The sequence below is a fragment of the Streptomyces sp. NPDC050164 genome, from assembly GCF_044459945.1.
Taxonomy (GTDB): domain Bacteria; phylum Actinomycetota; class Actinomycetes; order Streptomycetales; family Streptomycetaceae; genus Streptomyces; species Streptomyces coeruleorubidus_A.
Genome location: NZ_JBITJK010000050.1, coordinates 1 through 25,239, shown reverse-complemented (window position 1 = coordinate 25,239; position 25,239 = coordinate 1). Strand labels below are relative to the sequence as shown.

Below are 25,239 nucleotides of genomic sequence, written 5' to 3'. Positions count from 1 at the left end.
AGTCGGCGTCCGTGAGCTCACCCAACGCCCCATTGCCCCCTGCGCGTGACCTGCGGCGGCGCTCACCCGTGGGGAGTGAGCGCCGTTCTCGATCGTGTGGTTCCCGCAGGTGCCGTTCCCGTGCCTCGCTACCGTGCCGTACGTGCTGCGGGCAGTGCGCGCAGGAGTGCGGCGGCGCGTGTGGCGGCCGGCGGGGCGCTGTAGGCGGCGGTGATCTCCAGTGCCCGCCGGGCGCCCGGGTCTCGGCGTTCTCCGGCGGCGAGCGCGGTCCGTTCGCGCCAGACGTCGAAGCGGGGGTCGTAGGGGACGACGTTCAGGCGGGTGTGGCGCCTCCAGTAGTAGGCGAGCGGGTCGCCGTCCCGGGCGGGCCACTGGTCGTAGACGGAGTCCCATCCGTACGGCTCATCGCGCAGTTCCAGGCACGTTTCGCTGATCGGTTCCCTGGCGGGCTGGTAGCGCACGTCGAGCGACAGGCGCAGGTGGCGGCCGGTGTTGGGGGTGCCGCGGTGGACGGTGTGCGCGGTGAAGACGAGGACGTCGCCGGGGGCGACGGGGCCGGTGTGGGCGCGCTGGGGGTGGACGTTGGCCTCCCAGCCGACAGCGGTGGAGGCCAGCCGGAGCGGCAGTGTGCCGTCGCGGTGGGAGGCCGGGAGGATCGCCAGGGCGCCGGTGCCGGGACCTGCCGGGGCGAGCGGAGTCCACACCGTCAGGGTGTTCTCGGATCCCTGGATCTCGGGCCAGTCCTGGTGCCAGCCGGTCTCGGCGGGTCCGGGGACGGGGCGGGGGTGCACGGCGCGCAGGACCTTGCGCGGGTGAACGAGCAGATCGACATGGCCGGTCAGGGTGGTCAGCAGGGAGAGCAAGCGCGGGTGGTGCATGAGCGCGTGCACGTCGCGGTGGGTCCACATCCGGCGGTGCACGCTGCGGTAGGCGGGTGCCGGATCCCACACCGCCGCTCGCGTATCGGCTGGCGGGGCCGGTTCGTCGGTGACGCTGGGCAGCAGCCATCCGGCTTCGTCGGCGACGGCCAGGACGTGACGGCGTACGGCGGCGACATCCGAGACGGGGAGGACCCCGCGCAGGTGGAGGTAGCCGTCGCTGCGCAGCCGCTCCACCAGGGCGGCCGGGGAGTCGAGCAGCGGTGTGGCGTCGAAGAACGACTGAAGCTCGGTCACGGTGCCTCCAGGAAGCGGGAGGTGGCGCGGTCGGGATCGGCGACGTCGGGGTGCGGGGCGGTGGGCACTACGGGGAGCGGGTCGGGCAGGCGCAGCTGCGGGTCGCCTGCCCAGCGGAGCGGGTCGTCCGGGTGCTCGCACTCGAAGGGGGCGAGCAGGGCGGTGGCCGCGAGGGGTGCGTCGGTGCGCTGGTAGCGGACATCGAGCGAGATGCGTCCGGCGGGCCCGGTCGGAGGGAGGGTGGAGTGGACGGTGAGCGCGTGGAAGACCACCAGGTCGCCGGCGGACAGCGGCAGGGACCGCCAGCGGGCATCGTCGGGGGCCAGACCGACCGGGTGGGGCAGGGTGCCGCCGGTGGTGTCGGTGACCGGCCACAAGCCGCGGTGGTGGGAGCCGGGCACGACGCGCAGCGGGCTGGTGCCGGCGGGCACGTCGTGCAAGGGAATCCAGGCGGTGAGGGTGTCGATCGCGCCCTGGACGTAGCGGTAGTCCTGGTGCGGCTCGGTGGCCCACGGGCCGGGTCCGGGCGGGACCAGGCGCAGGAAGCGGCGGGGCTGGGCCCACACCTCGCCGCCGAGGAGATCGGCCATCATGGCGGCGAGCGGCGGGTAGTGGGTGAGCCGGTGCTGGGCCTCGCTGCCGTATCCGGCGGCGCGCAGCTGCTGGACGTCGGGCTGGCTGGCCCGCAGCCGGGTCAGCGGGTCGCCGGGGCCGGGCGGTTGAAGGCGGGCGTCGAGCTGGGTGGCGAAGTCGCCGAGCAGGCCGGGGTCGATGAGGCCGGGCATGACGGCGTAGCCGTCGCGGCGTAACGCCGCCGCGGCGGTCACCTCTGCCCCTTCAGCCGGGCGGCGCAGGCGTACAGGACGTTGTCCATCTCCACCGTCTCGGCGCCGTGTTCGGCCAGGACCGCCTTGACCCGCAGGAAGAGGTCGGCGCGGGTGGACTCGTCGAGCACCGCGGCGTTGGCGTAGGACAGCAGCAGCTCGTAGTAGGCGTCCGGGGCCAGGCGGAGGGTGTCGTGGCTGACCTGCCACCAGGGTGGATCGAAGCGTCCGGAGGCGGCGAGTTCGGCTCGGCCCTCGGCCGCGCGGGCCTCGATACCGCTGAGGTGGGTCGCGGGGTCGCGGACGGCGTCGGGATAGTCCTGCGCAAGTACCTCGTTCAGCGCCTGCTGCAGGGCGGGGTCGGCGACGATCGGGAAGTTCCAGATCAGCGACAGGTGCCCGCCGGGCCGCAGAAGGTCGGCGGCCTTGTCGTAGGAGACGGCGGGGTCGATCCACTGCCAGGCGTTGGCGGAGACGACGGCGGCGAACGATCCGGCGGGGGCGGTGAAGTCCTCGAACAGACCGCCCCGGACGGTGACGCCCAGGTCGTCCGCGGTGTGCTTGGCGAGCAGGGAGCGCAGCCTATCCCCGGGTTCCAGGGCGGTGACCTCGACGCCGGCGGCGCGCAGCGGCAGTGTGAGCTGCCCGGATCCGGCGCCGACTTCGAGGACCTGGTCGCCGGGGGCGAGACCGGCCACGTGGACGATGGAGGTGACCAGGTGGTGGGGGATGCCGGGGCGGGCGGTGTCGTAGACGTCGGCGACCCCGTCGAACGCCAGCTTGTTGTCCCGGCGGGTGTTGGCCTTCACTGCGTGTCCTCCGTGTTCCTCGGCATGCCGACCTTGAGCATGTACAGCGCCTCCTGCAGCTCGGTGTCCAGTCCGCACAGGTCCGCGGCGACCTGCTCGTCGATGGCGGGGGTCATCCACGTTCCCGCTCCCGTCCGGCCGGCGGCGAGCACCGCTGTATGGGCGAGGCGCCCGCACTCGGTGAGCACCGCGGTGTAGGCGTCCGGGCCACGGCCGTGGGCCTGTTCGAGGGCGTGCCAGTTCACCGTGATGAACAGCACGGCCCCGGTGCCGAGCACCCAGTACTGGTGCGCGCAGTCCCTCAGACGGGTGTCGTCGAGCCCGGCCGTGCGCAGTTCCAGGGCGCCCGCGTGGTAGGCGTGCACGCCGCGTTCGATCCCGTCGACGTCCTGGACGGCGACGTACAGCCGCAGATGGGGCCAGGCACGCAGCAGGGCACCGGTGGCGGCCAGCACCGCGTGCAGGGCCGGCGCGGGCAGCGGACGGCGGTCGAACTGCCGCAGGCTGCGCCGGGCAAGTGCCTGGTCGAACGCCGCACGGCTGTCGAGCACTCCGGCCACGGGCGCGGGGCAGGCGGGCAGTTCGGCCATGCGGGCGGCACGGTGGGCGTCGGCGGCGCGCAGAAGGGCTTGCGGGCGGCCCCAGCCGTGCCGGTGCCACAGGGCGGCATCCGCCGGGGCCGGGGCGAGCAGGCCCCGCTTGAGCATCCCGTCGACCAGGTCCTCGGTGAACCCGGCCTTCTCCAACTCGGGCCGGGTGGACGGCGTCAGGGCGGCTGCGAGGCAGGCGGCCTCCATCCGGGTCAGCACCGGACCGCCGGTGAACGGGTCGAGCAGGATCTGCGGCACGCTCTGCAGGGTCGTCTCGGTCATCGGCTCAGCACTCCCATCGCCAGTACGGGCATCGCGTCGGGATCCAGGCCGGTGTGGCCGGCCAGGGCGCGGGCGTCGAAGCCGGGCAGATCACTCCAGGCCCAGCCCAGCCACGCGCCGAGCTCGGCCAGGTGCTGGACGACGTGCCCGACGTCGACCAGCACGGCGCGGGCGGAGCGGGCGTCGCGGTAGCGCCACATCGGCCGCTCAACGGCGCTGGCCAGCATCACCACCGCCACGGACCCGGTCCCGCCGGTCAGCTGGGGCAGGGCCGGGCAGGCGGCGGCGAGCTCGGCCACGTCCGGCTGGACCTGAAGCAGGTCAAGGGCGTTGGCGCGGACGTTGTAGTGGTACAGGCCCTCCGGCATGCCCTCGGCCCGTAACCACAGCAGGGCCTCGGTCGGGTGCCGGGCCCCGCCTGACGGCACGGCCTTGAAGATCAGTTCGACCTGGAGGTACGTGCCGGTGTCGTCGGGGTCGAGCCGTCGCCGTTCCCCGAGGGTGCCGTCGAGCAGAAGCGCCAGTTGTTCCGGCAGCCGGTACCCGCCCTCCTCCGGCTCGGCGGCCACCGTCTGCGCCTTGGCCAGCGGCCACCGCTGGCTGCGCGGCAGGTCGGTGTAGACGGACGGGTACGCGTCCGTGGCCGTGTACTGGCGCATCAGGGCGTTGTCGGTGTCGAACGCCTTGGCCTGGCCCATGTCCAGGAACGGGTAGGAGCGGGTGGCCTGGTGGTAGGCGTCGTGCCTGTGCAGGCTGCTGTCTGCGGTGGTGACGATCAGCCCGGCCTCCTTGGTGCAGTAGGTCCACAGCGGCGCCTGGACGTCCCCCAGCCCGGCGTCGGCCCACGCCTTGAGGGCTTCGGCCTGGGTGAAGCCGCCGGGCGGCAGCGTGCTCAGCGCGGCTAACAGGCGTACGTCGTCGACCAGCAGCGGAGGTTTCCCGTCGTGGACCGAGACGGTGATCCTCCGCTGCCCGCTCACCTCCTCAACGGCTGCCAGCAGCGACGGGTGACGCCGGAACGTGGTGCTCGTCATGGCTTCCTTCCCTTCTCACGACGATCCCGGGGGCGGCGGCTGCCGCACCCCGGGACCTTGGTGGTCGTGCTCGTGTCGTCTCGTCAGGCGGCGGACCCCGTGGCCGCCGGCGCGGCGGGCGTCTCCTGCCCGGTCTCCTGGATCGGCGCCAGGTTGCAGGTGCCGGTCTGCAGCAGACCCGTACGAACCGTGGTGTCGTCCGCCACGTGACCGAAGGTCATCTCGGGCATGTCCCTCTCCCTCTTCCACTGGTTGAGCGGCCGGGCCGGGACGGCTCGGCCGGGTGGTGCTGACCGGCGGGATCGGGGGGTTGTGACGTCCCGACCCGACCCCGCCGGGGTCTACAGGGCGCGGCGCGCGACGAGCGCCAGGACCACGAGCGCGCCGCCGAGCCACCAGGTTTGCCACCAGGCCCACCAGGGCCGCCCGCTGGGACGGCGGGGCCTACGGCGGTGGCCGGTCACGGTCCGGGCCTTAGGAGCTTGGGGCGTTCGCCATGCCGGTCGGGGTGCTGCCCGGCGTGGTGGTCGGGTCGACCGGCCTCAGCCTCCGGCGCCGACGCGGGCGTTGTGGTGGCGGCGGCCCGGGGGCCAAGCACGGCCGCGGGCGGTGTGAGGGCCAGCGCGGCGAGGGCGAGCACTGCGCGGCCCGGACGCGACGGGCGCGCGTGCGCGCCGCTCACTGCTCCTGCCCGGGGTGCGTGTCCGGCGTGACGGGCGAGGGGTTGTCGAGCGAGTCCGGGTCCGTGGTCCACTCCATCCCGCCGCCCTCCGGCATCAGCCATGCCACCGGGCGCGGCTTGTCGCCGTCCGGGGCGATGGCCCGCAGGGTTCCGCGGCGGCCGGTCGCGGTGTCCTCGACCTCCCGGCCGATCCAGGGGTGGTCACGGTGGAGCAGGCTGCGGCGTTTGGTGCTCACTCGTCCTCACCGCCGTCCGTCGCGGCCAGCGGCTCCCAGGTGTAGCGCACCCGTACGCCGTGCTCGCGGAGCCACCGGGTCTCGCGGTACCGCAGCTCCGACGAGGATTCCGGGGCGATGCTGGACGGCCACCGGACGATCACCGTGGCGACCGCGCCGGCCTCCGCCAGCTCCCGCACCCGCAGCCAGCCCGTCCGGCTGCACGGATCCGGTTCGCCGTACTCGTCCTTGACCACCTCGATGATCGTCAGCCCGTGCTCCTGCGCGAAGGACTGGCCTTCCTCCTCGGCGCGCTCCGCCGCCAGGCCGGGCGTCACCGTGCCTCGCTGAGCGCACACGTACAGCACGGCCGCAGCAGGGTCCGGGACGGCTGACGTGGCCTTTTCCTGAGTGGTTCCTGCACTGGTCATCGCTGCCTCAGCAGGTGGATCGGGTCGGCGCCCCGCCGTGCCTACGGGGGATGAGGCGCGGCGGGGCCGTACACGACACCTAACCGTGCGTCACCGCGCGGTGGGCATGACGAAGTTGCCCGGGCTTCTCGCACTCGGACTGACGAATTGAACTTCCCTTTACCTGCCGTGGGCCGCGCGCAACCCCTACCGTGCTGCCGTGGGGGAGACCAGAAATCCAGGAAACCCAGCCTTAGCCGACTGGATGACGGCGCATCAGATGAAGGTGCCGGAGCTTGTCGACGCGGTGAACGACGCCATCGGCGACTTCACCGGCAAGACCGGCACCACGTCGGATCGCACCGTGTTCCGATGGCTGTCCGGCGAGAACCGGTGGCCCCAGGAACGGCAGCGACGGGCCTTGGAGGCGGTCACCGGCCTCGATGCCACGGCTCTAGGGTTCCTGCCTCGGGGGAAACGCAACACTGTCCCACCAGCGCTACCAAAGGACCCCGACGTGCGCCGTCGTAAGTTCTGCAGTGCGGCCACCGGCACCGCGGCCGCCGCCGTGATACCCCTCAACACCCCCTCCGCCTCCCGCCCCTCGCGTGTCGGCACGTCCGACGTGATCAGGCTCCGTGACGACGTCGAGAGACTGGTGGCGCTCGACGCCGACCGCGGCGGGCACGGCCGCCTCGAGCGGGCCGCCCTCGCCGGTGCCGACGAGGCGCTCGGCCTGCAGAAGCAATCCACCACACAGCGCGTGCGGCAGCGCCTGTTCGCCCTCGCCTCGGATTTCACCGCGACGGCCGCCTGGTCTTTGATCGACGCCGGGCAGCTCGACGGTGCCGGCAGGCATCTCGACCGTGCCCTGACCCTCGCGGGCCTCGCGCAGGACCCCGAGATGACCATGCAGGTGTGGAACCTGCGGGCCATGCTCGCCCGCCAACGCAAGCAGTACGCCGAAGCAGTGGCGTCCGCACAGGCCGCGCAGGCGACGACCATCGTCCGGCGCAGTCCGCTCCACGCCTCCCTCGCCCACGCCCGGACCGCTGTCGGGCTCGCCCACAGCGGCGACAAGCGCGCGGCACTGCGCTGCCTGGGCCGTGCCGAGGATGCTCTGTCGAAGGCCGACCTGGCACAGCCCCGGTCGACATGGATCGCATTCTACGGACCGGCCGAACTGCACTCCCTGACCGCGATCGTGCGGGACGTCGTGGGAGACCCGGCGGAGGCTGAGGCCGCCTCTCACCGCGCGCTGGCCGCACTGCCGGAGTCCTACCGGCGCAACCGTGCACACACCACAGCCCGGCTCGCCCTCGCGCAGCTGCACCAGGACGACGTCGAGCAGGCGTGCGCCACCAGCGGCGACGTCTTCGCCATCATGGCCGGCGCCCCGCTTCCCGGGCGGATGCGGCAACTCCTCGGCGACTTCCAGCGCGACCTGATCGCCCGTGCGCCCTCCGCACACATCGCGCACGAGTGGACCGACCGCTACCGGACTGAATGGAGCACCTCTTGACCACCACAGCCGTCGAACTGCGCCGCTTCGGCCACGAGGACCTGCAGGACATCCGGCAGACCCTCCTGGACGTGCACGCGGACGCGTACGCGGACGAGATGGAAGACGAGTTCAACCAGCGCTTCCCGTGGTTCGTCGACCACTGGGGCGGACACCCCGGGTTCTCCTGCATCATCGGCTACGACGGCGGCGAACCGGTCGGCTTCGCGTACGGCGCCCCGGCCACCCCCGGTCGCGAGTGGTGGCGCGAGCACCTGAGCGAGCCGCCGGCGGACGACTCGACGTTCTCCGTGTCCGAGCTGATGGTGCGGCCACAGTGGCGCAAGACCGGGACCGCCGAGCGGCTGCACGCCGCGCTCCTCGAGGACCGGCCGGAGGCCCTGGCGGTGCTCCTGGTGGACCCCGACCACCCGAAGGTCGAGGCGCTGTACGAGGCGTGGGGATATCGCCGCATCGGCAACCGACAGCCGTTCCCGGACTCCCCGAACTTCGCGGTGATGCTGCGCGACCTGCGCGTGCCGACCGCTTCCTGAATCTCCCGGTACAGCGAGGCCCCCGGCAGTGCCGGGGGCCATTTCGTTGCTGCTCACCGCGCGTTGGCCCCGTTGGGCCTAACAGGTCTACCGGCCGCTCACGGACGCGGCCCGCCACGGCCCTGGGAGGGCGGCTGTCGGTGATAGGCGGCCGACTCCTGGGATCGGGCCCGGGTCTGCTCGGCGGACGCTCGCTTCTGCGCGACGAGGTGTGAACGGCGGGACTTGGTCTCGATGTCGTGCAGTTCGGGGTACTTCTTGGCGATGGTCTTCCGCAGGGCCTGCTCGGCCTGGCCGGCCGCCACGGTGTTCCGGCTCTTGGCGGCCGCCTCGGTGTACTGGGTGGTCTCGCCCTGCAGGCGGGTCAGCTCCTGGGCGTCGCGGCGGTCGAGGCGGATCTCGATGTCAGGCAGCTGCTCGCGCATCTTCGCCAGCCGTGCGGTGACGGTGGCGACGTCGTCCGGCGCGAACTTCTGAGCGTCGACGTCGCGGAAATGCCCGGCGAACTCGCTGGTGCGGATCATCTCCCACGCCTCCAGCCGGGCGGTCTTCGCCGCGCTGCGGGCCTCACTCTCCTCCGTGCGCCAGGCCGTCCGCTCGGCGGTGACATCGGCGATGTCCGTCGCGATCTGCTTCTTGGTGATGTTGGCGCGCAGCCGCTCCAGACGGCTCAGGTTCTTCTTCGGCTCCAGGTAGTCGCGCAGGTACCGGTGCCGTTCATCCGCTTCCTTGCGCGCGTTGGCCTCCCGGGCGAGTTGCTGGGCGGCCTCCTTCGCCTTCGCCTCCGCCTGGTCCAGCAGAGTCTCCGCCTCGGCGACGAACGCCTGCCCGCGGGTCTGCCCGGCCTCCTTCTCCTGGGCAAGGCGTTCCTCGAGGGCGCGTGCCTTCTCCGCAGTCTGCGCGGCGGCGCGCTCGGCGATCCCGGCGCGCTCGTAGGCCAGCCCGATCACCTGGGCAAGGTCGGCGTCCGACCGCTTGCCGTACGGCCGGGTCTTCCAGGACTGCACTGCCGCCATCTCGCGCTGCCGCTGGATCTCCGCCAGACGCTTCTCGCTGGCGGCCCGTTCACGGGCGTCGTCTTCGTTGTCGGGCTGGAGCTGCACCGCAGGCTCGACGGCGGCCGCGGTGTCGTCGCGTTCCTCGGCGGCGAGCCGCTGCGCCTGCTCGTACGCCTCCTGCGCCCGGCCGGTGGATACGGCGGTCGCCGCATGGGCCCGCCGTAGCGCGGCCTCGACCTCCTCGCGGGCCTCCTCGCGGGCCATCTCGTGCTCCCGCTCGGCCTGCGCGGGCACGCGGGCGGGGGCCGGCGGTTCGCGCAGCAGGTCCGAGACCATGTAGTCGCCCCGGTCCTGTCCGAGGAACTTCGCGAACGCGGTGACGGCGCGGTGCAGGCGTTCGGTCTCGCTGCGGGCAGCGCCGAGACGTGCCTGCGTCTCGTCGTCCTCGACGACCTGCAGGGGCAGCCAGAGGTGGTTCTCGGCGCGGCCGCGGGTGATGCCCGGGTAGACGGCGAACGCGTTGGCTCCGTGCCCGTACAGCAGGCCCACCTCGCTGGTGAGGCCCTGGCTGGCGGCGACGGTCATGGCGTAGCCGAGGGAGAGGGCGCCGGAGCTGATGGCCTTCGGCTCGAACCACGCGGACACGTGCTCGCCGGACTTCTTGTCGCGCCAGGTGATCTCGACGCGGTGGGCGTCGTCGATCGCGCTGACCACGGCCCGGTAGCCGTTGAGGACGTCGGGGCCGTCGCCGCGGCGGGAGCGGTAGTCGTTCTGGCGCACGCGCACCAGGTCGCCGACGGCGAGGTTCAGGTCCGCCCCGCCGGACAGGGCGAAGCGGTGCTCCTTGCCGAGCTCGCCGCGCTGCCGGCGGATCTGCTGTGCGCCGAGGTTGAGCACGTCGACGTCGGCGTTCTTGGCGGCCAGGACGGTCACCGCGTCGATCAGGTCGTGCGGGTCGGTCCAGCGGGAGCGCACCTCGTCCCAGGTGGTCAGGATCTGCCCGTGGGCCTCGATGGCAGTCTCGGCGGCGTGCACCCGCCCGGTGTCGGCCAGGATCTTCAGGGCCTGCTCGTGGTCGCCGGTGCGCCACACGTCCAGGGCGGCGCGCTCGGCGTCGTTGCGCTGACGCCGGTTCTCCGTCAGCGTCAGCCCGTCGACGAGCCGGTGGACCTCCTTGAACCAGCCGCCCGGGCCGATCGCCTGGAGTTGCTTCGGGTCACCGATCGCCACGATCTTCGTGCCGGTGCGGGCCGCCTCCCGCATGAGCGCGGCGGCCTGCCGGTCGTTGGACATGGTGGCCTCGTCGACCACCAGGACGTCCACACCCGTGAGCCCGTTGCCGTCGCGGATCTGCTGCAGCCAGGACGCGATCGAGCGGGCCGGGATGCCGGAGGCGTCCTGCAGGGACTGCGCCGCGACCGCGCTCACCGTCGCGCCGGCGTACGTGTGGCCGGTGGCGTCCCATGCGATCCGGCACGCCTCCATCAGCGTCGACTTGCCGGTCCCGGCCGCGCCGATGTGGGCGTCGATGCCGTGCCCGGCGGTCAGGGTCCGCTCGATCGCCGCGCGCTGTTCGTCGGACAGGCTGAAGCCGTTGGCTATCTCGAAGATGCTCATGGCGGCCGCGGCCTGCTCGGCGGTCAGCCGTACCGCGCCCTCGTCGAACCGCTGAAGCGCCTGGGTGGTGACGACCTCCTCGGCGTCGAGGATGTCGCGGGTGGTGTAGCGGGACATCGACGACATGACGGTGGAGCCGACGTGCGGCAGTTGGACCGCGTATCCCTCGACCGCGAGGACGTCGGTGGCGAGCTGGTCCAGGAGGTCGATCCCGTCGCCGATCCCGTACTCCAGCGCGTTCGCCACGGCGGCGAGCAGCTGCGCGCGGCTGAACGTTTTATCGCCCGCCGTCAGTCCGGTCTCGGGGTCGAAGACGATGGCGGCGATGTCGGCCGGCGGGGGTATGCGCGGGCCTGCGCCGGGTCCGTCGACGGACGCGCCGCCGGGGTCGGGCGGGCCGGGTGCGGCGGCCGCCACCATCGCGTCGACGTCGCCGACGATGGCCTCGGCGCGGGTGCGCCAGCTGGCCCGCATCCCGGTCGCGTCGGCGTCGATTTTCTGGCGGCGGGTCTCGTCGGCGGCGCGCTGCCGCTCCTCGCGCGAGGCGTCCTCGCCGACCAGTTCGTTGACGATGGCGTGGCGGCGGGAGAACGTGTCGCGCAGTTCCTCGGGAACGTGCCCCACGCGCCGGTGGCCGGGTTCAGTTCGCGGCGTATGCCGAACCGCGCGTACGTCAGCTCCCGCACCCGCGCCTTGAAGTACGCGTCGAGGGCGCTGGCGTGGCGGTGGAAGTCCTTCCCTGATCTCGCGATGCTGCGCCACTGGCCGTCCTCGCACAGCGCCACGTTGGCGATGGTGACGTGGACGTGCAGGTGCGGGTCGCCGGGCTCACCGGGCGTCACCGGGCGCGCGGCGAGGTGTTCCACGGACCAGCCGATCAGACCGCCAGTGGCGATCCGCACCAGCTCGCCGCCCTCGCCCGTCACGGCGTAGCCGATCCACTTCTCCGCCAGGCGGACGGTGTCGTTCTTCGCCTGCTGCACCAGGTCGCGGAAGTCGCGCTCGTCGAGCTCGCCCATGAGCCCGGAGACCGCACTATCCGACTTCGGCAGGTCCAGCACGAGGTCCCAGCCCTTGACCCGCGTGTCGATCCGCTTGTCCTTGTTCGCCCACGCCTTGGCGAGCTCCGCCTCGCCGTAGACGTCGGCCAGGTCGAGGCCGACGGCGCGGGCCAGCTTGTGCAGGGTGCCCACCTGCAGGCGCTGCCCCTCGCCGAACCGGTTGACCTGTCGCAACTGGGTCGCCAGTTCCCGCTGCTGCTTCGGCTTGCCCTCCAGGAGCTGCGCGGGCTCGACGCCCTTCTCGGCGGCCAGGGCCTCGATCGCCTCGGTCAGCCGGGCCACGGTCAGGTGCGCGTCGGGGTGCGTGCGCACCGACGCCGTGGAGGCCATCATCCGAGCGCCGGTGGCGGGGTGGGTGCCGTTCATGATCCGGCGTACGGCGTCCTTGGCTTCGTCGTCCAGGTGCTCGCCCTCGGACCACCCGAAGACGCTCACGCCGCTGCCCACCCACACCAGGTGGCCGTCGCCCTCCTGTCGCAGCCGGTAATCGACAGCGGCGTCGACCGCGTCGTCCAAGACGGTCGTCTCGACACCGTCGGACTCGACGACGCCGCAGCCGGCCTGCTCCCGCAGCCGGTACTCGACCTGCCCGTCCGCCCTGATCTTCGTCAGCCAGGCCACCGGCTGCCCCTCCCGCTTGTGCGCTTGTGCGCCGTTTCGGCCCGGCCGCGCCGTACCTCCCCGACAGGGGAGGTGCCTTTGTGCGTAGCCTGCTTTTGATCTTGTACCTGTAGATGGACAGCTGGGTGAACCAGCGATCATCGACGGTAACCCTGAAACACCGGTCACCGAAAAAGCAGGAGAAGCACTGCGTCTCACTTGCACCGGTGGATCGTCTCCGGTGGGGTCGACCAGGTCTGTCGACGTGCCTGTCGGGGGCCTCCAGGCGCACGCCGGGAGCCGGTGGGGCGTCCGCGATTCGCGGACGGATGCCCGGGGTCCGGTCTCGGTCGGTGATCAGCGGGCGGGCGGCGTGACGAGGTCGGCGGGGTCGAGCTGGACCGCGACGGGCGCCGGTACGCGGGCGCGGCGCCCCGCCGGTACGCGGGCGACGGTGGCGTACACGTCGCCCTCCAGGGTGCCGACGTAGAGGTGCGGCGCGGGCTCCAGGTCGAGGCGCCACAGGTGCGGGACACCTGCCTCGGCGTACAGCGCGGGCTTGGTGATCCGGTCGGTCACGGCGGTGTCCGCGGTGGTGATCTCGACGGCCAGGAGGACGTCGCCGGCGTCGACGACGTCACGGTCATCGGCGGCGGCCGCGGCGCGCACCACGGTGATGTCGGGGACCACCAGGGCGCGGCCGCCGAGGTTCACGTTCACCGCGGGCAGCACCTCGAAGGCGTCGCCGGCGGCGTCCAGGAGGACGGCGAGGCGGTGCGCGGCGCGCTGGTGCACGATGCCCGGGCGGGGGGTGAGCAGGAGGGCGCCGCCGACCATCTCGACGCGGTGGGAGGTGTCCTCACCGAGCGCCAGGACGTCGTCGACTGTCCACGGTCCGGCTCGGTCGGGCAGTTGTATCGGCACGCCTCCACGGTCCCCGGGTGACGGGTCCCCACGCACCCTTAACGCTCCCGCGCTTTACCTGTTCTTGGTGTTCTCGGGCACCCGTGATCCGCAAGCGCTTTGCACTGTCTTTACACATCGATCGGCGCGGTTTCGTGGTCCGCGCGTCCCCGGGGAGCGGTCCCCGATGCGGGTCGGCGCGGTCCCCTCGTACGGTCCCCGACAGGCCGTCAGGGGGACGGTCCCCGTGTCGGATCGTCAGCGGGACGGTCCCCGTCGCACCGTCCCCGCCGGTCGGGGACCGGTCCCCGGACACGACGAAGCCCCCGGCCGCAGGGAGCGCGGCCAGGGGCTTCGGGGCGGGTGGCGGTCACCGGTCTCCGGTGCGGGAGCGGGTGCGGTCGGCGGTCGTTTACGGGCGGGTGGCCGGCGGCCGCGGCGGAGCGTTGAGGTACGCCTCGCAGGCGGCGGCGAGGGGCTTGCTGAACGGGTCGGGGTCGCCGTCCTGGATGCACTCCCACCACGCGTGGGCGACCAGATCGGCGAGGAGGTCAGCGTCCTCCTGGGTGCGCGCGGCCGCCACGAGGCGGGCGTCCATGGCGCAGCGCGCGGGTGCGGCGGACTTCTTGATCCAGTCCGGCAGGGCGCCCGGGTGCGGGTGGCAGACCTGGAGGGCGGCGTACACCCTGCTGTCGATGTAGGCGGAGGGCATGGGCTCCTCACTGGGATCGAGGCGAAACGACGAAGCCTCCACTGAGACGGGGGACGTCTTGGCGGGGGCTTCAGTCCTACCCTGGGCACGAAGCGACCCCCGACACTTTCCCTGTCGGGGGTCGCTTCGGTGGTGCGCAGTGTCAGGGTCCGGCGATGAGCCAGAGGATCAGCACCGCGTCCAGGTCGACGTTGAGCCGGTAGACGACGGAGATCCCGCGCCCGCCGGTCTCCTCGGGCAGAAGCTCGATCACCCACGACGACGAACGGGGGTCGGCGTCGGGCAGGCCGCGGGCCCGCTCGGAGTCCGGGTCCTCCTCGAGGAACCGGCGGACGGATTCGACGGCCTCCTGCTCGCTCGGGCTGAGGTCGGTGCGCAGGATCTTCTCGGCGGCGTCGCTGAAGAACGCGTGGGTCACCGGGCGTTCCCCTCGGCCATCTTCTGGCCCAGCTCGAAGGCGACGTCCTCGGTGCTGCGCATCAGGGCCGCCATCGCCTGCGGGTCGCACCGCAGCAGGACCCGGTGCCGGTACGCCTGGGTGATCTCGCGGACGCGGGTGAGGTCGTCCAGGTCCGCGTCCGCCAGCTCCTTCTCGAACTTGTCGGCGTCGCCGGGGATCCCCCAGACGCTCAGGGCGGCGCGCAGCTCGGCGAGCGTGCGCATCGGCGGCGCGGCGTCGTGGTGGTCGGGTTGTGCGGTCACTTCCCCTCCTTGGGTCGGTGGTTCGAGTGTCCTACTCTGCACGGCCGGCGTCACCGGTCGCCGAGGAGCTGCGCGACCATCGGCCCGGCGTACTGGTTGACCCGGCGGGCGATTTCGTTGACGACCTGCTTGGCCTCCTCGACCAGGGGGCGGCCCTCGGTGTGCTGCGGGGCGGGCAGGTCCCAGTCGGCCGTCGGGACGAGGATGTGGGCCAGGGCGAGCACGGCGGGGCGGTCGACCTTGATGTCCGGCTCGACCTGCCGGACGTACTTCTCGTCGCGGGTCGCGATGTCGTAGTGGTTCGCCCAGTCCTGCCACGGGTGCCGGGGGCGCCGGTCGGACGGCAGGTCACTGAAGCGGAGCGGCACGGCGACCTTCACGACCAGGTCGCCGTTCTCGGTGAACGTCGTCGTGATCGAGTCGAGGTCCGGGCGCAGCGACACGTACCCGATCAGTACCGGGGGCGTGGCGACCCTCCAGGCCGCCGCGGCGAACTCGTCGGCGGTCAGCGGGGTGCCGGGCTCCTCGTACTCGTGGAACTCGGTAGGCCGGGCTTCGATGTAGGCGCCGTACCGGCTGTAGCCGTTGCTGGCACCGGTGCGGTCACCTGTCTCGTCGACGGACACGAGGGTCGTGGGGGTCCAGTCGGTCATGGGTGCGGTTTCCTCTCTGGAACGGGGTGGGGCCGCCGTGCTGGCGGCCCCGGGGTCATGGGGTCATGTCCGCCGGGTTGCGGGGCGGGCTGGTCACCAGTGGCCGCCCTCGCTGCCGATCAGGGCGGCGATCTGATGACCGGCGACGCGGTTGATGTTCTGCACGGCGACGGCCACGGCCTGCTTGGCGTCGTCGATGAGGAGCTCCTCGACGGGCCACTTCCCGGCGGGCTGGTGCAGGGTCCAGTCGTCGGCCGGGAGGCTCAGGACGCCGGACAGCAGCAGCGCCGGCTTCGACTCGTCCTCCGGTGCGTGCAGGGACGCGAAGCGGTCGGAGCCGTGGTCGTAGCGGTCGATCTCCCAGTCGCGCATCGCGTACGGCGGGCGGGCCGTGCCCGCGAGCTGGCCGTGGCCGACGGGGGTCACGATCTCCAGTAGCAGGCGCCCGTCGTACTGCGAGCGGCTGAGCCGTACGGAGGTGAGGTCCGGCCTGATGCGGACGTAGCCGGGGCTCATGATCGGCGGGGTGGCCACGGCCCAGGCCCAGCACAGGAAGTCGGCCGGGTTGTCGCGGTCCTCCTCCCACAGGTCGCCGAGTCGCTGGGTGAGGTAGCGGCCGAAGCGGGAGTCGAGGGGGGCGTTGCTGTCGCCCATCTCGCGGTCGTAGTCGTCGTTCACGGCGACGAGGGTGGTGGTGGACCATTCGGTCACGGTGGGGCTCCTCACGAGGGGCGGGGCCGGTTTCGGCGGTCCCGCCGGGTCGGTCGTGGTGGTGGTGTCAGCGGCGGAAGACGTTGCCGAGCTCGCCGCGCACGAAGGCCCGAACGACTTCGGCGACCTGGGAGGCGCCGGCTTCGGAGGCCGGGGCGACGATCGACATGACGGACGCGCCGTCGGCGGCGAACGAGAACGCCCAGCCGCCGTCGCTGTAGATGCGGACTTCGACGTCGGCGTCGCCGTGGAAGCCGCCGCGCGGGGTGGCGGGGCCGCGCTCGACGATGACGCCCGGGCCGCTGAGCCTGGCGGTGAGCCCGATCTCCTCGGAGGTCAGCGCCTTGATCAGGTGGCCCTGCAGGGCGACGATCTTCGCGGGGGTGCGCTCCGGGTTGGGGGTGCTGTCGTAGAAGCGGGCGACGACGTCGAGCGCGCCGCCGGCCAGGTCGATCGCCCAGCCCCACTCGGACGTGGCGACGCCGTGGCGTTCGCCGGTGGCCCAGAGGTCGGTGAGCAGCTGCGCGGCGTGCTCCAGGACGCTCGGCACGTACAGGGAGTGGCGGGAGGCGGCGGCCTTCTCGACGGCGGCGTACGCCTCGGTGCTGTACGCGGGGACGTCGGTGCTGGCGGTGGTGTCGGTCATGGTTTCCTTCTCGTGAGTGCCCGGGGGCCGGTTTCGGCGGTCCCCGGGCCTCATGCTGTCGTGCGGCGGTGACAATGCGGGCCGGATTGCCCGCACGTCGCCCGTTAGGGGTGTTGGGTCTAACGGGTCTGACGGATGCTGGCCAGCAGGCGCGTGACGAGCTGGCGCAGGATGGTGGCCAGTCCGCGACGGCGCTCGGGCCGGTGGGGCTCGGCGGGCACCAGGGCGGCCGGGTCCGGCGGGGCCTGTGTCACCGGGGCCATGTAGGGCAGGTCCTCGCGGCGCACCCGGCGCATCCCGGCGGGCCATGTCTCGGCGGGGAACCCGGCCTCGTCCAGGGCTGCGGCGATGAATGCCCAGCCCTCGACGGGGCCGGCGGTCGCGATGCTGGCGTACGTGACACCCGGCTGCAGACCGATCGCAACGGCCCACCGGCCGTGGACGAGGTCGCGCTCGGCCGCCCACGAACCGCCGTCCCAGACCTGCAGGGTGCCCGCCCCGGAGCGGTAGCCGGTCTCGTTGCGCAGCCACTGCGCCGCGACCTGGTGGGTCCAGGAGCGGGCGGCGGCCACGGACGGGTGGCGGACCCAGGTGGAGGCGTCCCGGCCGAACCATTCCTCCCACAGGACCGCGAACACGGCGCCGTCGACGTCGTGGACGGTGAGGTGCTCGCCCCGGAAGCGGACGTCGTCCACGGCGGGCGTGGCCTCGATGGCTGCGGCGATCTGGGGGGCCTCGTGGAAGCGGCCGTGGTCCAGGCCGCGCAGGTACCCGCGGTCGAACCAGTCGTCGTACGTGTCGGCGGCGGTCACGTCCGTTCCTCCTGTTCGGCGGCGTCGACCCGGGTTCCGGCGAGCCGGGTGTCGACGGTGTGGAGGCGGCCGTCGTCGGTGTGGACGACGAGGGTGATGCGCTGCTGGCCGTTCTCGTCGGGGCTGAGCCACGCCGTGTGGACGGTCGCTTCGAAGGTGACCGTCACGCGGCGGCCGCGGCGGGCGAGGGCGCGGTGGCGGGCCTCGTCCTCGGACAGGACCTGCAGGCGGGGCGTCGGCTCCGGCGCGGGTGCGGTGAGCGTGAGGATCGTCGGTCCCATCTGCGGGACCGGGGTGGTGCAGGTGCACCCGGTCTCGACGGACTGCTCGGGGACCGCCTTGTACGCCCGGCGGCAGCGCTGGCAGTACCAGACGTGGCAGCAGCCGGGCGGCGGCAGCGTGGTCTTCTTCACGGGCCGGTCCTCTCGACGAGGGTGGCCCGGGCGCGGTCCAGGCGAATGCCGGCGGAGTCGTGGATGTGTCCGGCCGCCTCGTCGAGCTGGCAGGCGACGTCCTCCAGGTCCTCATCGTCGATCTCGCGCAGCGGCTCGGCGACCTTGTTGAGCACGTCGCCCAGGCGGCCCAGGACGCTGGAGGTGGGGTCGACGTCGTCGTACAGCGCGAGCAGCAGTTCGGTGCGCGCCTCGTCGCCGAGCCCCTCCTTCGCCTCGCGCAACAGCTGCTCCAGGGCGTGGCGGGCGATGGTGGCCGCGAGCCGGATGCGGTCCTTCTGGCTCTCGCCGTTCACCGCTCGTCCGCCTTCACGGTGGCGATCAGCGCGGCCAGGGTCTCCCAGGAGTGGTGCCAGCTCTGATCGAGGCAGTACGCGCCGTTCATCCCGAAATCTGACAGTTTGTAGAAGCGTTCCTTGCCGGTGGCCTTGGCGAGCCGCTGCAGGAGGCCCTGGGGCACTCGGCGGTCCGCGGCGTAGTGGGTCAGTCCGCTGACGGCGAGCGCGGCCGCGACGGCGGCCGGGTGCAGGCGGATGCCGAGCACGCGGGTGCCGGCCACCAGGACCAGGCCCTGCGTGGCGCTGTACTGGAGAACGTGGTGGAGGCAGGCGCGGCGGCCGCCGGAGGTGCCGACGGTGGTGACCGTGCCGTCCTCGTGCTTGTACTCGACGGGCGCGTCGTCGGTGGCGCCCTTGCACTGGGCGTCGAAATCCGACTGCCCCCAGTGGTCCGCATGGTCGGCCGCGGCCCGGAACAGGGCGTACGCGGCGGCGAAGGCGGCGGTGCGATGGTTCATGCTGGTGTATCTCCTCGGTTCTGCTCTGGGACGGGGAGTGCGGGGACGGTCGGTGCGTCCGGCCAAAGAGGCCCGGCCGTTCCCGCGTCGGCGGTCAGCCGACGTAGCGCTTGACCTGCTTGCGGATGTGCTCGCGGGAGAAGTCCAGGTGCGCGGCGACGGCGACCTGGGTGAGGTTCTTCGCCTCGATCTCGGCGGCGACCGCGCTCCAGTAGGCGCGGTGCGCGTCCTCGATCGCCTTGTCCCGGGCGGCGGCCGCGGCGTCGAGACGCTGCTTCGCGGCGGTGGCCTCGGGGGTGTCGGGTCGGGTGGGGGTCATGTCGATCGGCTCCGTCTCGGGTGTGAGGGACGATGGGGCTGCCCCCTGCTCCGGGCTGGAGCGGGCCGGGCTGACCCGGGGCGGGCGGTGCGTGGTTGGTAGCCGGTGGGCCGCCCGCCCCGGGAGTCAGAGGGTCTTGGCCGGGGGCTTGCAGTTGTGGGCGATGGCCATGTCCAGGACGCGGCCGACGCGGTCGGCGTCGTCGGTGACCTTCACCTTGAGCCCGCACTTGCCGCACGAGTACGAGGCGGACTTCAGCGGGGTGGTCAGCCGGGTGAGGATCCGGCGGATCAGGTCGGTGAGCATCGTTGCGGATCTCCTTCGGGTGAGTGGGGACGGGCGGGTCGGTCAGGCGTGGGCGAGGGCGACGGCCAGGGCAAGCAGCAGGACGACGAGCGCGCCGGCGGTGATGTCGATGGCGACCTTGAGCGCCCGGTACTTCCCGGCGGCGATCTGGGAGAGCTTCACGACGCGCTCGGCGGTGCGGTCGACGGCGATGTCGGCGCGGACCTCCTCGGGCGTGCAGGCCGCCCAGTGCAGGTACGAGCCGCGTACGTTGCCGCCGAGGCGGGGGCGGACGACCAGGAGGACGACGACCATCGCGGCGACCAGGCCGAGCGCGCCGATGCCGACGAGGATCGCGGCGGCGGTAGGCAGGTCGTGGCCGGGGACGGCGGCGACCAGTACGGCCAGCGGGATTCCGAAGGCGGTGAGCAGGGCGGACGCCTTGCTGTCGGTCCGGCCGATCTCGGCGACCACGTCGGTGCGGGCCTGCTGGAGGCGGGCGTCGACGCTGGGGGCCTGCGGCAGGGTCTGCGGCTGCTGCTCCATGAGGGGCGTCTCCTTCTCTGGGTCGGTGCGGGCCCGCTGCCCACACCCACAGAATGCCAACTCTGAGTTGGCTATGTCAATACAGAGTTGGCCAACTTCAAGTTGCCAATCTGGCCAGGGTGGACCTGTTGGACCTAATGGGGGTAACTGGCCCTGACATGCGAAAGGCCGCCCCCGAACGGGGGCGGCCTGGAGAGAGCTGGGGGATCAGCCTCAGGGGTTGATCTTCGAGACGGTGGAGGTGACGCCGTCGATCCCGTCGTGGATCTGCGGGGCGACGGTGGTGCCCGCGAGGAAGAAGCCGAACAGGACGGCGACCAGGGCGGCGGGCCACTTGAGGTGGCCTCCGCGGATGAGGACGACGAGCACGATCGCCAGGATCACGACGGCGGAGATCGAGAGCTGCACAGCAGCCTCCTTCGGTTCGGGGAGCGGGGGCGCCGTGCCGGGGCACGGCGAGGGGGTTGGACCTGTTGGGACTCAGGTCTGCCGGGTCTTCGTGAGAGGCCACAGGGCCTCCCAGAGGCGTTCGCCGGCGGGGCCGTACTCGGGGGCGATGACCGAGACGTACGTGCCGTGGGTGACCTGCGCGTAGAGGGAGCCGTTCAGGCCGGGCCACTGGATGGCCATGTCAGCGCGGCCGATGCGGCCGCCGAAGGAGGTGATCCGCTCGCCGTCGCGGGTCGTGACGGGCACGCGCGGGTCCTGGACGCCGCCGCGCACGTAGTCGTTGACGACGACGACCAGTCCGGCGCCGCGGGCGGCCTCGAGCAGACGGCTCTTGAGGTCGGGGTCGGTGACGATCAGCTCGACGGCGGCGCGCTGCTCCCACCACCGTCCGTCGTATCCGGTGTCGGCGAGGCCGGGCTGCGAGCAGGTGGTGATGTACCCGGCCCGGCACAGGGCGGCGAGGACGGGCACCAGGTGCTCGGTCTCCTCGTCCGGGCCGTAGCGGGGCTGGTAGCCGGGGCGGGAGCCGATCTCGCCCTCCAGCCACAGCGCCATCAGCTCGCCGAGGTCGGCGAGCGTGCGGGCGGAGGCCCAGCGTCGCCGGTCGGCACGGCTCATCCACGGGAGTTTGATCGTCACGACCGTCACCGCCCCGTCGACTGCAGCTCGTGGCCGTGGCACAGCACCGGACCGATCAGGATGCCGATGCCGTTGACGGTCCAGCGGAAGTCGGTGAGCGGCCCGGGCGCGACCTCGTCGACGATCCGGCCGGTGCGGCCGGCCGCGCGGGGGTCGTCCTCGCAGCTGACGATCAGGACTTCCTCGCCTGCCTCGAACATCGCGTTCCTTCCCTTTGGCGGGGTGGTCGGTGATTTACGGACGGGGCCTGTTGGGCCTGTTAGGGGTAACAGGCCCAACAGGTTTTGAGCTGGTGTTACTCGTCGCTTCCGCCGTCGTCGTCGCCCTTGGCCATCTTGCGTTCGTGGCGGCGTTCGCCGTAGGCGCCGGCCTCCCGGACGCCGTCGCGGGCGAGTCCGATGCCCTCCTTGCCGAGGTCGGCGGCGGAGCCGACGATGCTGGCGGCGGATCCGGCGACCTGTCCGGCGGCCATGGCGGTGGCGCCGAGGGCGTTGAAGAACGCGGTCGCCGCGCCGCCTCCGCCCCGGGCAACGCGCTCCTGGCCGCCGCCCTTGCCGCCGTTGGCCTGGGCGAACGCCTGGGCGGCCTTGCCGCCGCCGGCCTGGGCTCCGGCCGCCGGGGCTCCGAGGGAGATGATCTGCGCGTCGACGGCCTTGCCGGTGGGGAGCTTGCCGCGCACCCGGCCGGTCTTGTTGGGTGCGGCGAGCGCCTGGAGCTCCTCCTTGGTCACCTGGGCGACCTGGAAGACACACTCGGCGGCCTTGGCCTTGCGTCCGTCGTCGCCGCGCGGGCGGTGCGTCTGCCCGCAGCTGCCCACCACCCCGGCCGGGGTGACGTACAGCTTGATGACCTTGGTGCCGCCCCAGCCGGTCTTCGCCTCGGGGCAGTCGACCCAGTGGCCGCCGAAGGACGGGCGGCCCTTGAAGATGATCTGCAGGGGGCCGGGCATCAGTTCTCCTTCCAGGTGCCGGTGCCGGAGAACTCGAAGGTCCCGGACTTCTTGCGGCGGCCGCCGCACAGCACGCGCAGGACCAGCAGGCCGCCGAGCGCGATGCCGACGACCTTGAGGACGAGCACGGTGGCGGCCCACACGCCCGCGGCGGCCGCGCTGATGCCCGCTCCGACGGCGGGGCCGTAGACGGCGGCCGCGGCGGCGACGGCGCCGCCCCCGGCGAGGTAGACGGCGGCCTTGATCTTGCGGCGGTTGGCGGTGAGCCAGTCCGGCAGGCTGCGCCGGGCGCCGGTCTCCGTCCCGGCCCCGGCCGGGGTGCCGGCGGGGGTGAGCGGGGCGAGGGGGACGACCTCGTACTCGACGCGGCTGCCGCCGTCCGGAGTGGTGTGGTGGACGGTCTTGAGGGTGTAGCCGGGCGGCGGGACCGGCACGGTCGGGGCGGCCGGAGCGGCGGCCGGGCTCGAGGTGGTCTCGAAGGCGGACTCGACGAGCTTGGCCTCCGCCAGGAGCTGGCGGACGTGGTCGGCGGTGGTCGGGTCGACGGTGGACTCGGTCACGGTGTCTTCTCCTTCAATCCGGGCGGCGGAGGGGGCGAAGCGGTCGGTGGACGGCATGATCGGCGCCTCTCCAAGCGTGATCGTTTTGCGGTGGTTTGGGGCCAGTGGCGGCACCCGGGGCGGCGGGCATCTGTGCAGGTCAGGGCGTAGGGCGGACCTCGTAGCGGGGGTGTGGACCCTGTGGCGGCGCCCGGGGGTACCGGGCCGCCGCCACAGGGAGCGCCATGGGCTGTGACCTGCGCTTATGGCGGGCGCCCTAGGTCCCGCCCTGGGGGTCATTTGCGGGCATTACGGGCGGCCTCGACGGCGGCCTCGACGTCCTTGCGGAACAGGCCGGAGCCCTTGATCTCGCGCCCGTCGGGGCCCTTGCCGAAGCGGATGCCGGACTTGGCGACCAGCTCCACGTCGGTGCCCTCCAGGGCCTCCTCGATGTCGGCGGCGAGCAGCTTGCCGACGCGGGCGGTGTAGGCGGCGTCCGCCTCGCCGTCCTGCGGCCCCCACCTCTCGGGGTCGTGGTCGGTGAGGTAGGCGCGGACGTCGGCCATGGTGATCCGGTCGGCGTCCGCGTCGAACGCGTCGAGCAGCAGCTCCAGGACGCTGACCTTCACGAGGGTGCCGACGCCGCCGGTGTGGGCCGCCGGGGCGGGGCGCCCGGATCCGGTGGGGCCGCCCGCGAGGGAGGACGCTCCGGTGACGGCGATCAGGTAGTTCTCGATCTCGTCGACGAACTGGCCCGGCGCGCGGTCCATTTCCTGACGCAGTTCGAGCCCTGCCGCGATCAGGTCGGCTGCTCCGTCGTATTCCTCGTCCTCGATGAAATAGGAGCGGATGAGTTCGCCGGGTGCTCCGTCGATATCGACGATGGCGCCGCCCTTGAGGGATTCGGGGATTTCGTGGGCGCGCAGGCCCGCGCCGGTCGCACCGTCCTTGAGGATGGCGTTGGTCTGGACGGCGCCGCCGGTGCGGGTGGCCGCCCGGGCCCCGGTGTTGGACTTGTAGCCGCGCGGAACGGTGTTGGCGTCCGGGTCCTGCGTGGAAATGAGGACCGTCATGTTCAGCGCGGCGGCGAACGCGGCGATCTCTTCCAGCAGTTCGGCGATCCGGTCGCACGCCTTGATGGTGCGCTTTCCTTCATCGTCGCTCGGGTCGGGAATCCGCATCGACGAATTCGCGTACTGCTTGTATTCGTCGATGATGAGGATTTCCAGCGGGAATTCCGAGAGGTCCTTCTCGCCGAACTTGGCGCGGCCCTGCTCCTCGAGGACGGCTTCGCGCCGGTACGCCTCGCGCAGGAACCCTTCCAGCAGGTGGATGAGCCGGTCGGGGCGGCGGCCGAAGAAGGTCGAGCAGATCGGCGCGTAGCCGCGGTGCTCGCCGGGCTTGGCCCCGGCGACCAGGCGCAGGTTGATGCGCGGGTCCAGGCCCAGGCCGCAGATCAGGTTGCGCAGCAGCATGCCCTTACCGGTGCGGGACATGCCGCCGAGCAGCGCCATGACGTGGCGCAGCTTGAGGTAGACGGGCAGGCCGCGCCGGTTGAAGCCGATCAGGATGCCGCGGTTCCACACGTCCTGGCGCTCCGGCTCCTGCACCAGCGGGGAGACGCGGGGCTGCCCGAAGGGGTCGGAGGTGCAGTACCAGAAGGAGACGCGGGTGGGGGAGCCGTCCTGCTTGATGTCGATCCAGTGCCCCTCGACGTCCAGGGCTCCGGCGATGGCCTCCTTCTTCGCGATGAGCGCGGAGACCTGGATGTCGTCGGGGAGCTTGAACTTGGCCTCGACGCCGTTGATCTCGGCCGGGCGGATCGGCTCCAGCAGGGTGATCTGGTGCTCGTCCTTGGTGAACACCTTCGCCGTGCGCAGCACCCGGTTGAGCAGGTCGTCGGTGAGCGGGGCGTGGTCGGCCATGGAGGCGGCCTGCAGGTTGAACGCGGCGGACAGCGACGCGTCGGGGTTGCGGCGGTGGTGCTCGCGCAGGCCCAGGGCGGACAGGATGCCGAGGGTGAGCATGGCGGCCGGGGAGGCGGCGAGCAGGCCGTAGACGTCGGCGACGGCGACGGCGGCCGCGACGACGGTGAACACCGCGGTGACCCCGCCGACGAGCAGCGGCTCGCGGCGGCGTTCCCGGGCGGTCTCCGTGCGCTCCTCGCGCAGAGCGGCGATCACGTCCGGGTTCAGCTTCTTGCGGCGGGCCGTGTCGACCATGTCCGCGTACTCCTGGGCGGAGTAGTAGTGCCAGGCGTCGCGGGCGCCGGCCACCACTCCGATCCCGGAGAGCTTGGTCATCTGCCAGACGTAGACGTGGGTGTGTCCGGCGTGCCAGGCCATCTTGTGCAGGAACACCTTCTTGCGGTGCGCCCACGCGGCGGAGTCGAAGGTGCCGGTGGGGAAGGCGTCCTTCCAGGTCCAGCCGTCGGACTCCGACCGGGGCAGAGGAACGGGGGCACCGTCCTGCTCCTGGTCGTCGTCGTCGAAGACGAGGCCGCCGGCCTCCGGGGCTGCGACGGGCAGGTCGCGGGGGGTGCCGGTGGTGGCGTCCGCCATCCCGGCCTTGCTGCCGCGCACCGCGTCGCGGGCCGACTTCTCCAGCCGGTCCCGCTTCTCGGGGGCCAGGTCGTCGAACAGGCTGGAGAGGTCGTCCGGAATCCGCTCGTCGCCGGGGCCGCCTGCTGCGGGCTCGGGGGAGATGTCCGTCATGCTGAGCTTCCTCGCTCTCTGGGATCAGGGGGTGGAGGGGCGCGGGGCCCGGGCCGGGC

General features: G+C 72.4%; 33 protein-coding genes. 2 read left to right on the top strand and 31 right to left on the bottom strand.

Features of this window, described 5'->3' with window-relative positions:
- Positions 1-128: 128 nt before the first annotated feature.
- The 9 genes from ACIBNA_RS39890 to ACIBNA_RS39850 form a co-directional block, all read right to left on the bottom strand.
- Positions 129-1,175 (bottom strand): phytanoyl-CoA dioxygenase family protein, encoded by a 1,047-nt coding sequence (locus ACIBNA_RS39890; protein ID WP_399170181.1) that lies wholly within the window; start codon positions 1,173-1,175, stop codon positions 129-131.
- Complete coding sequence (locus tag ACIBNA_RS39885) at positions 1,172-2,002, bottom strand: phytanoyl-CoA dioxygenase family protein (protein ID WP_399170180.1); 831 nt, start codon at positions 2,000-2,002, stop codon at positions 1,172-1,174. Before ACIBNA_RS39885 ends, ACIBNA_RS39890 begins: the two co-directional genes overlap by 4 nt.
- Positions 1,999-2,808, bottom strand: a complete 810-nt coding sequence (locus ACIBNA_RS39880; protein ID WP_399170179.1) for a class I SAM-dependent methyltransferase — start codon at positions 2,806-2,808, stop codon at positions 1,999-2,001. Before ACIBNA_RS39880 ends, ACIBNA_RS39885 begins: the two co-directional genes overlap by 4 nt.
- On the bottom strand, positions 2,805-3,680 hold the full coding sequence (locus ACIBNA_RS39875) for a nitroreductase family protein (RefSeq protein WP_399170178.1): 876 nt from the start codon (positions 3,678-3,680) through the stop codon (positions 2,805-2,807). The genes ACIBNA_RS39880 and ACIBNA_RS39875 overlap by 4 nt, the downstream gene beginning before the upstream one ends.
- On the bottom strand, positions 3,677-4,714 hold the full coding sequence (locus ACIBNA_RS39870; protein WP_399170177.1) for a SagB/ThcOx family dehydrogenase: 1,038 nt from the start codon (positions 4,712-4,714) through the stop codon (positions 3,677-3,679). The genes ACIBNA_RS39875 and ACIBNA_RS39870 overlap by 4 nt, the downstream gene beginning before the upstream one ends.
- A gap of 83 nt (positions 4,715-4,797) precedes the next feature.
- Positions 4,798-4,944: a hypothetical protein gene (locus tag ACIBNA_RS39865; protein WP_399170176.1), complete on the bottom strand. Its 147-nt coding sequence runs from the start codon at positions 4,942-4,944 to the stop codon at positions 4,798-4,800.
- A 111-nt stretch (positions 4,945-5,055) separates the two neighbouring features.
- Complete coding sequence (locus ACIBNA_RS39860; RefSeq protein WP_399170175.1) at positions 5,056-5,178, bottom strand: hypothetical protein; 123 nt, start codon at positions 5,176-5,178, stop codon at positions 5,056-5,058.
- A gap of 214 nt (positions 5,179-5,392) precedes the next feature.
- On the bottom strand, positions 5,393-5,632 hold the full coding sequence (locus tag ACIBNA_RS39855) for a hypothetical protein (protein WP_399170174.1): 240 nt from the start codon (positions 5,630-5,632) through the stop codon (positions 5,393-5,395).
- On the bottom strand, positions 5,629-6,042 hold the full coding sequence (locus ACIBNA_RS39850; RefSeq protein ID WP_399170173.1) for a hypothetical protein: 414 nt from the start codon (positions 6,040-6,042) through the stop codon (positions 5,629-5,631). Before ACIBNA_RS39850 ends, ACIBNA_RS39855 begins: the two co-directional genes overlap by 4 nt.
- A 244-nt stretch (positions 6,043-6,286) precedes the next feature.
- On the opposite strand from ACIBNA_RS39850, the gene ACIBNA_RS39845 reads away from it, so the two are divergent.
- A complete protein-coding gene (locus tag ACIBNA_RS39845) occupies positions 6,287-7,543 on the top strand; it encodes a hypothetical protein (RefSeq protein ID WP_399170172.1) in 1,257 nt (418 codons plus the stop codon).
- Positions 7,528-8,076, top strand: coding sequence for a GNAT family N-acetyltransferase (locus ACIBNA_RS39840; RefSeq protein WP_399170171.1), 549 nt, complete (start codon positions 7,528-7,530; stop codon positions 8,074-8,076). Before ACIBNA_RS39845 ends, ACIBNA_RS39840 begins: the two co-directional genes overlap by 16 nt.
- A 98-nt stretch (positions 8,077-8,174) precedes the next feature.
- Here the strand turns inward: ACIBNA_RS39840 and ACIBNA_RS39835 are convergent, their stop codons facing one another.
- The 22 genes from ACIBNA_RS39835 to ACIBNA_RS39730 form a co-directional block, all read right to left on the bottom strand.
- Positions 8,175-10,691, bottom strand: a complete 2,517-nt coding sequence (locus tag ACIBNA_RS39835) for an AAA family ATPase (RefSeq protein ID WP_399170230.1) — start codon at positions 10,689-10,691, stop codon at positions 8,175-8,177.
- A 290-nt stretch (positions 10,692-10,981) separates the two neighbouring features.
- The gene (locus ACIBNA_RS39830; RefSeq protein ID WP_399170170.1) at positions 10,982-12,373 is read right to left on the bottom strand and encodes a relaxase domain-containing protein; all 1,392 of its coding nucleotides are present in this window, start codon (positions 12,371-12,373) and stop codon (positions 10,982-10,984) included.
- Between the two features lie 336 nt (positions 12,374-12,709).
- Positions 12,710-13,276 carry a Uma2 family endonuclease gene (locus ACIBNA_RS39825; protein WP_399170169.1) on the bottom strand — a complete coding sequence of 189 codons (567 nt, stop codon included), beginning with the start codon at positions 13,274-13,276 and terminating at the stop codon, positions 12,710-12,712.
- 391 nt (positions 13,277-13,667) lie between these two features.
- Complete coding sequence (locus ACIBNA_RS39820; RefSeq protein WP_399170168.1) at positions 13,668-13,967, bottom strand: hypothetical protein; 300 nt, start codon at positions 13,965-13,967, stop codon at positions 13,668-13,670.
- A gap of 142 nt (positions 13,968-14,109) precedes the next feature.
- Positions 14,110-14,385, bottom strand: a complete 276-nt coding sequence (locus ACIBNA_RS39815) for a hypothetical protein (protein WP_399170166.1) — start codon at positions 14,383-14,385, stop codon at positions 14,110-14,112.
- Positions 14,382-14,669 (bottom strand): hypothetical protein, encoded by a 288-nt coding sequence (locus ACIBNA_RS39810; protein WP_399170165.1) that lies wholly within the window; start codon positions 14,667-14,669, stop codon positions 14,382-14,384. Before ACIBNA_RS39810 ends, ACIBNA_RS39815 begins: the two co-directional genes overlap by 4 nt.
- 50 nt (positions 14,670-14,719) lie before the next feature.
- Positions 14,720-15,322, bottom strand: a complete 603-nt coding sequence (locus ACIBNA_RS39805) for a hypothetical protein (RefSeq protein ID WP_399170164.1) — start codon at positions 15,320-15,322, stop codon at positions 14,720-14,722.
- A 93-nt stretch (positions 15,323-15,415) separates the two neighbouring features.
- A complete protein-coding gene (locus tag ACIBNA_RS39800; RefSeq protein ID WP_399170163.1) occupies positions 15,416-16,033 on the bottom strand; it encodes a hypothetical protein in 618 nt (205 codons plus the stop codon).
- A gap of 67 nt (positions 16,034-16,100) precedes the next feature.
- Positions 16,101-16,679, bottom strand: coding sequence for a hypothetical protein (locus ACIBNA_RS39795; RefSeq protein WP_399170161.1), 579 nt, complete (start codon positions 16,677-16,679; stop codon positions 16,101-16,103).
- 119 nt (positions 16,680-16,798) lie between these two features.
- A complete protein-coding gene (locus tag ACIBNA_RS39790) occupies positions 16,799-17,491 on the bottom strand; it encodes a hypothetical protein (protein WP_399170160.1) in 693 nt (230 codons plus the stop codon).
- A complete protein-coding gene (locus tag ACIBNA_RS39785) occupies positions 17,488-17,904 on the bottom strand; it encodes a hypothetical protein (RefSeq protein WP_399170159.1) in 417 nt (138 codons plus the stop codon). Before ACIBNA_RS39785 ends, ACIBNA_RS39790 begins: the two co-directional genes overlap by 4 nt.
- On the bottom strand, positions 17,901-18,239 hold the full coding sequence (locus ACIBNA_RS39780) for a hypothetical protein (protein WP_399170158.1): 339 nt from the start codon (positions 18,237-18,239) through the stop codon (positions 17,901-17,903). Before ACIBNA_RS39780 ends, ACIBNA_RS39785 begins: the two co-directional genes overlap by 4 nt.
- On the bottom strand, positions 18,236-18,739 hold the full coding sequence (locus ACIBNA_RS39775; RefSeq protein WP_399170156.1) for a hypothetical protein: 504 nt from the start codon (positions 18,737-18,739) through the stop codon (positions 18,236-18,238). The genes ACIBNA_RS39780 and ACIBNA_RS39775 overlap by 4 nt, the downstream gene beginning before the upstream one ends.
- A 94-nt stretch (positions 18,740-18,833) precedes the next feature.
- Complete coding sequence (locus ACIBNA_RS39770; protein WP_399170155.1) at positions 18,834-19,058, bottom strand: hypothetical protein; 225 nt, start codon at positions 19,056-19,058, stop codon at positions 18,834-18,836.
- 126 nt (positions 19,059-19,184) lie between these two features.
- On the bottom strand, positions 19,185-19,364 hold the full coding sequence (locus tag ACIBNA_RS39765) for a hypothetical protein (protein WP_399170154.1): 180 nt from the start codon (positions 19,362-19,364) through the stop codon (positions 19,185-19,187).
- A 42-nt stretch (positions 19,365-19,406) separates the two neighbouring features.
- On the bottom strand, positions 19,407-19,889 hold the full coding sequence (locus ACIBNA_RS39760; RefSeq protein ID WP_399170153.1) for a Pycsar system effector family protein: 483 nt from the start codon (positions 19,887-19,889) through the stop codon (positions 19,407-19,409).
- Between the two features lie 213 nt (positions 19,890-20,102).
- Positions 20,103-20,297: a hypothetical protein gene (locus tag ACIBNA_RS39755; protein ID WP_399170152.1), complete on the bottom strand. Its 195-nt coding sequence runs from the start codon at positions 20,295-20,297 to the stop codon at positions 20,103-20,105.
- Positions 20,298-20,369: 72 nt separating this feature from the next.
- A complete protein-coding gene (locus ACIBNA_RS39750) occupies positions 20,370-20,957 on the bottom strand; it encodes a DUF6919 domain-containing protein (protein WP_399170151.1) in 588 nt (195 codons plus the stop codon).
- Between the two features lie 26 nt (positions 20,958-20,983).
- The gene (locus ACIBNA_RS39745) at positions 20,984-21,178 is read right to left on the bottom strand and encodes a hypothetical protein (protein WP_399170150.1); all 195 of its coding nucleotides are present in this window, start codon (positions 21,176-21,178) and stop codon (positions 20,984-20,986) included.
- Between the two features lie 95 nt (positions 21,179-21,273).
- A complete protein-coding gene (locus ACIBNA_RS39740; RefSeq protein ID WP_399170149.1) occupies positions 21,274-21,927 on the bottom strand; it encodes a hypothetical protein in 654 nt (217 codons plus the stop codon).
- On the bottom strand, positions 21,927-22,487 hold the full coding sequence (locus tag ACIBNA_RS39735) for a hypothetical protein (RefSeq protein WP_399170148.1): 561 nt from the start codon (positions 22,485-22,487) through the stop codon (positions 21,927-21,929). The genes ACIBNA_RS39740 and ACIBNA_RS39735 overlap by 1 nt, the downstream gene beginning before the upstream one ends.
- A 275-nt stretch (positions 22,488-22,762) precedes the next feature.
- Complete coding sequence (locus ACIBNA_RS39730; protein ID WP_399170147.1) at positions 22,763-25,180, bottom strand: hypothetical protein; 2,418 nt, start codon at positions 25,178-25,180, stop codon at positions 22,763-22,765.
- Positions 25,181-25,239 lie beyond the last annotated feature (59 nt).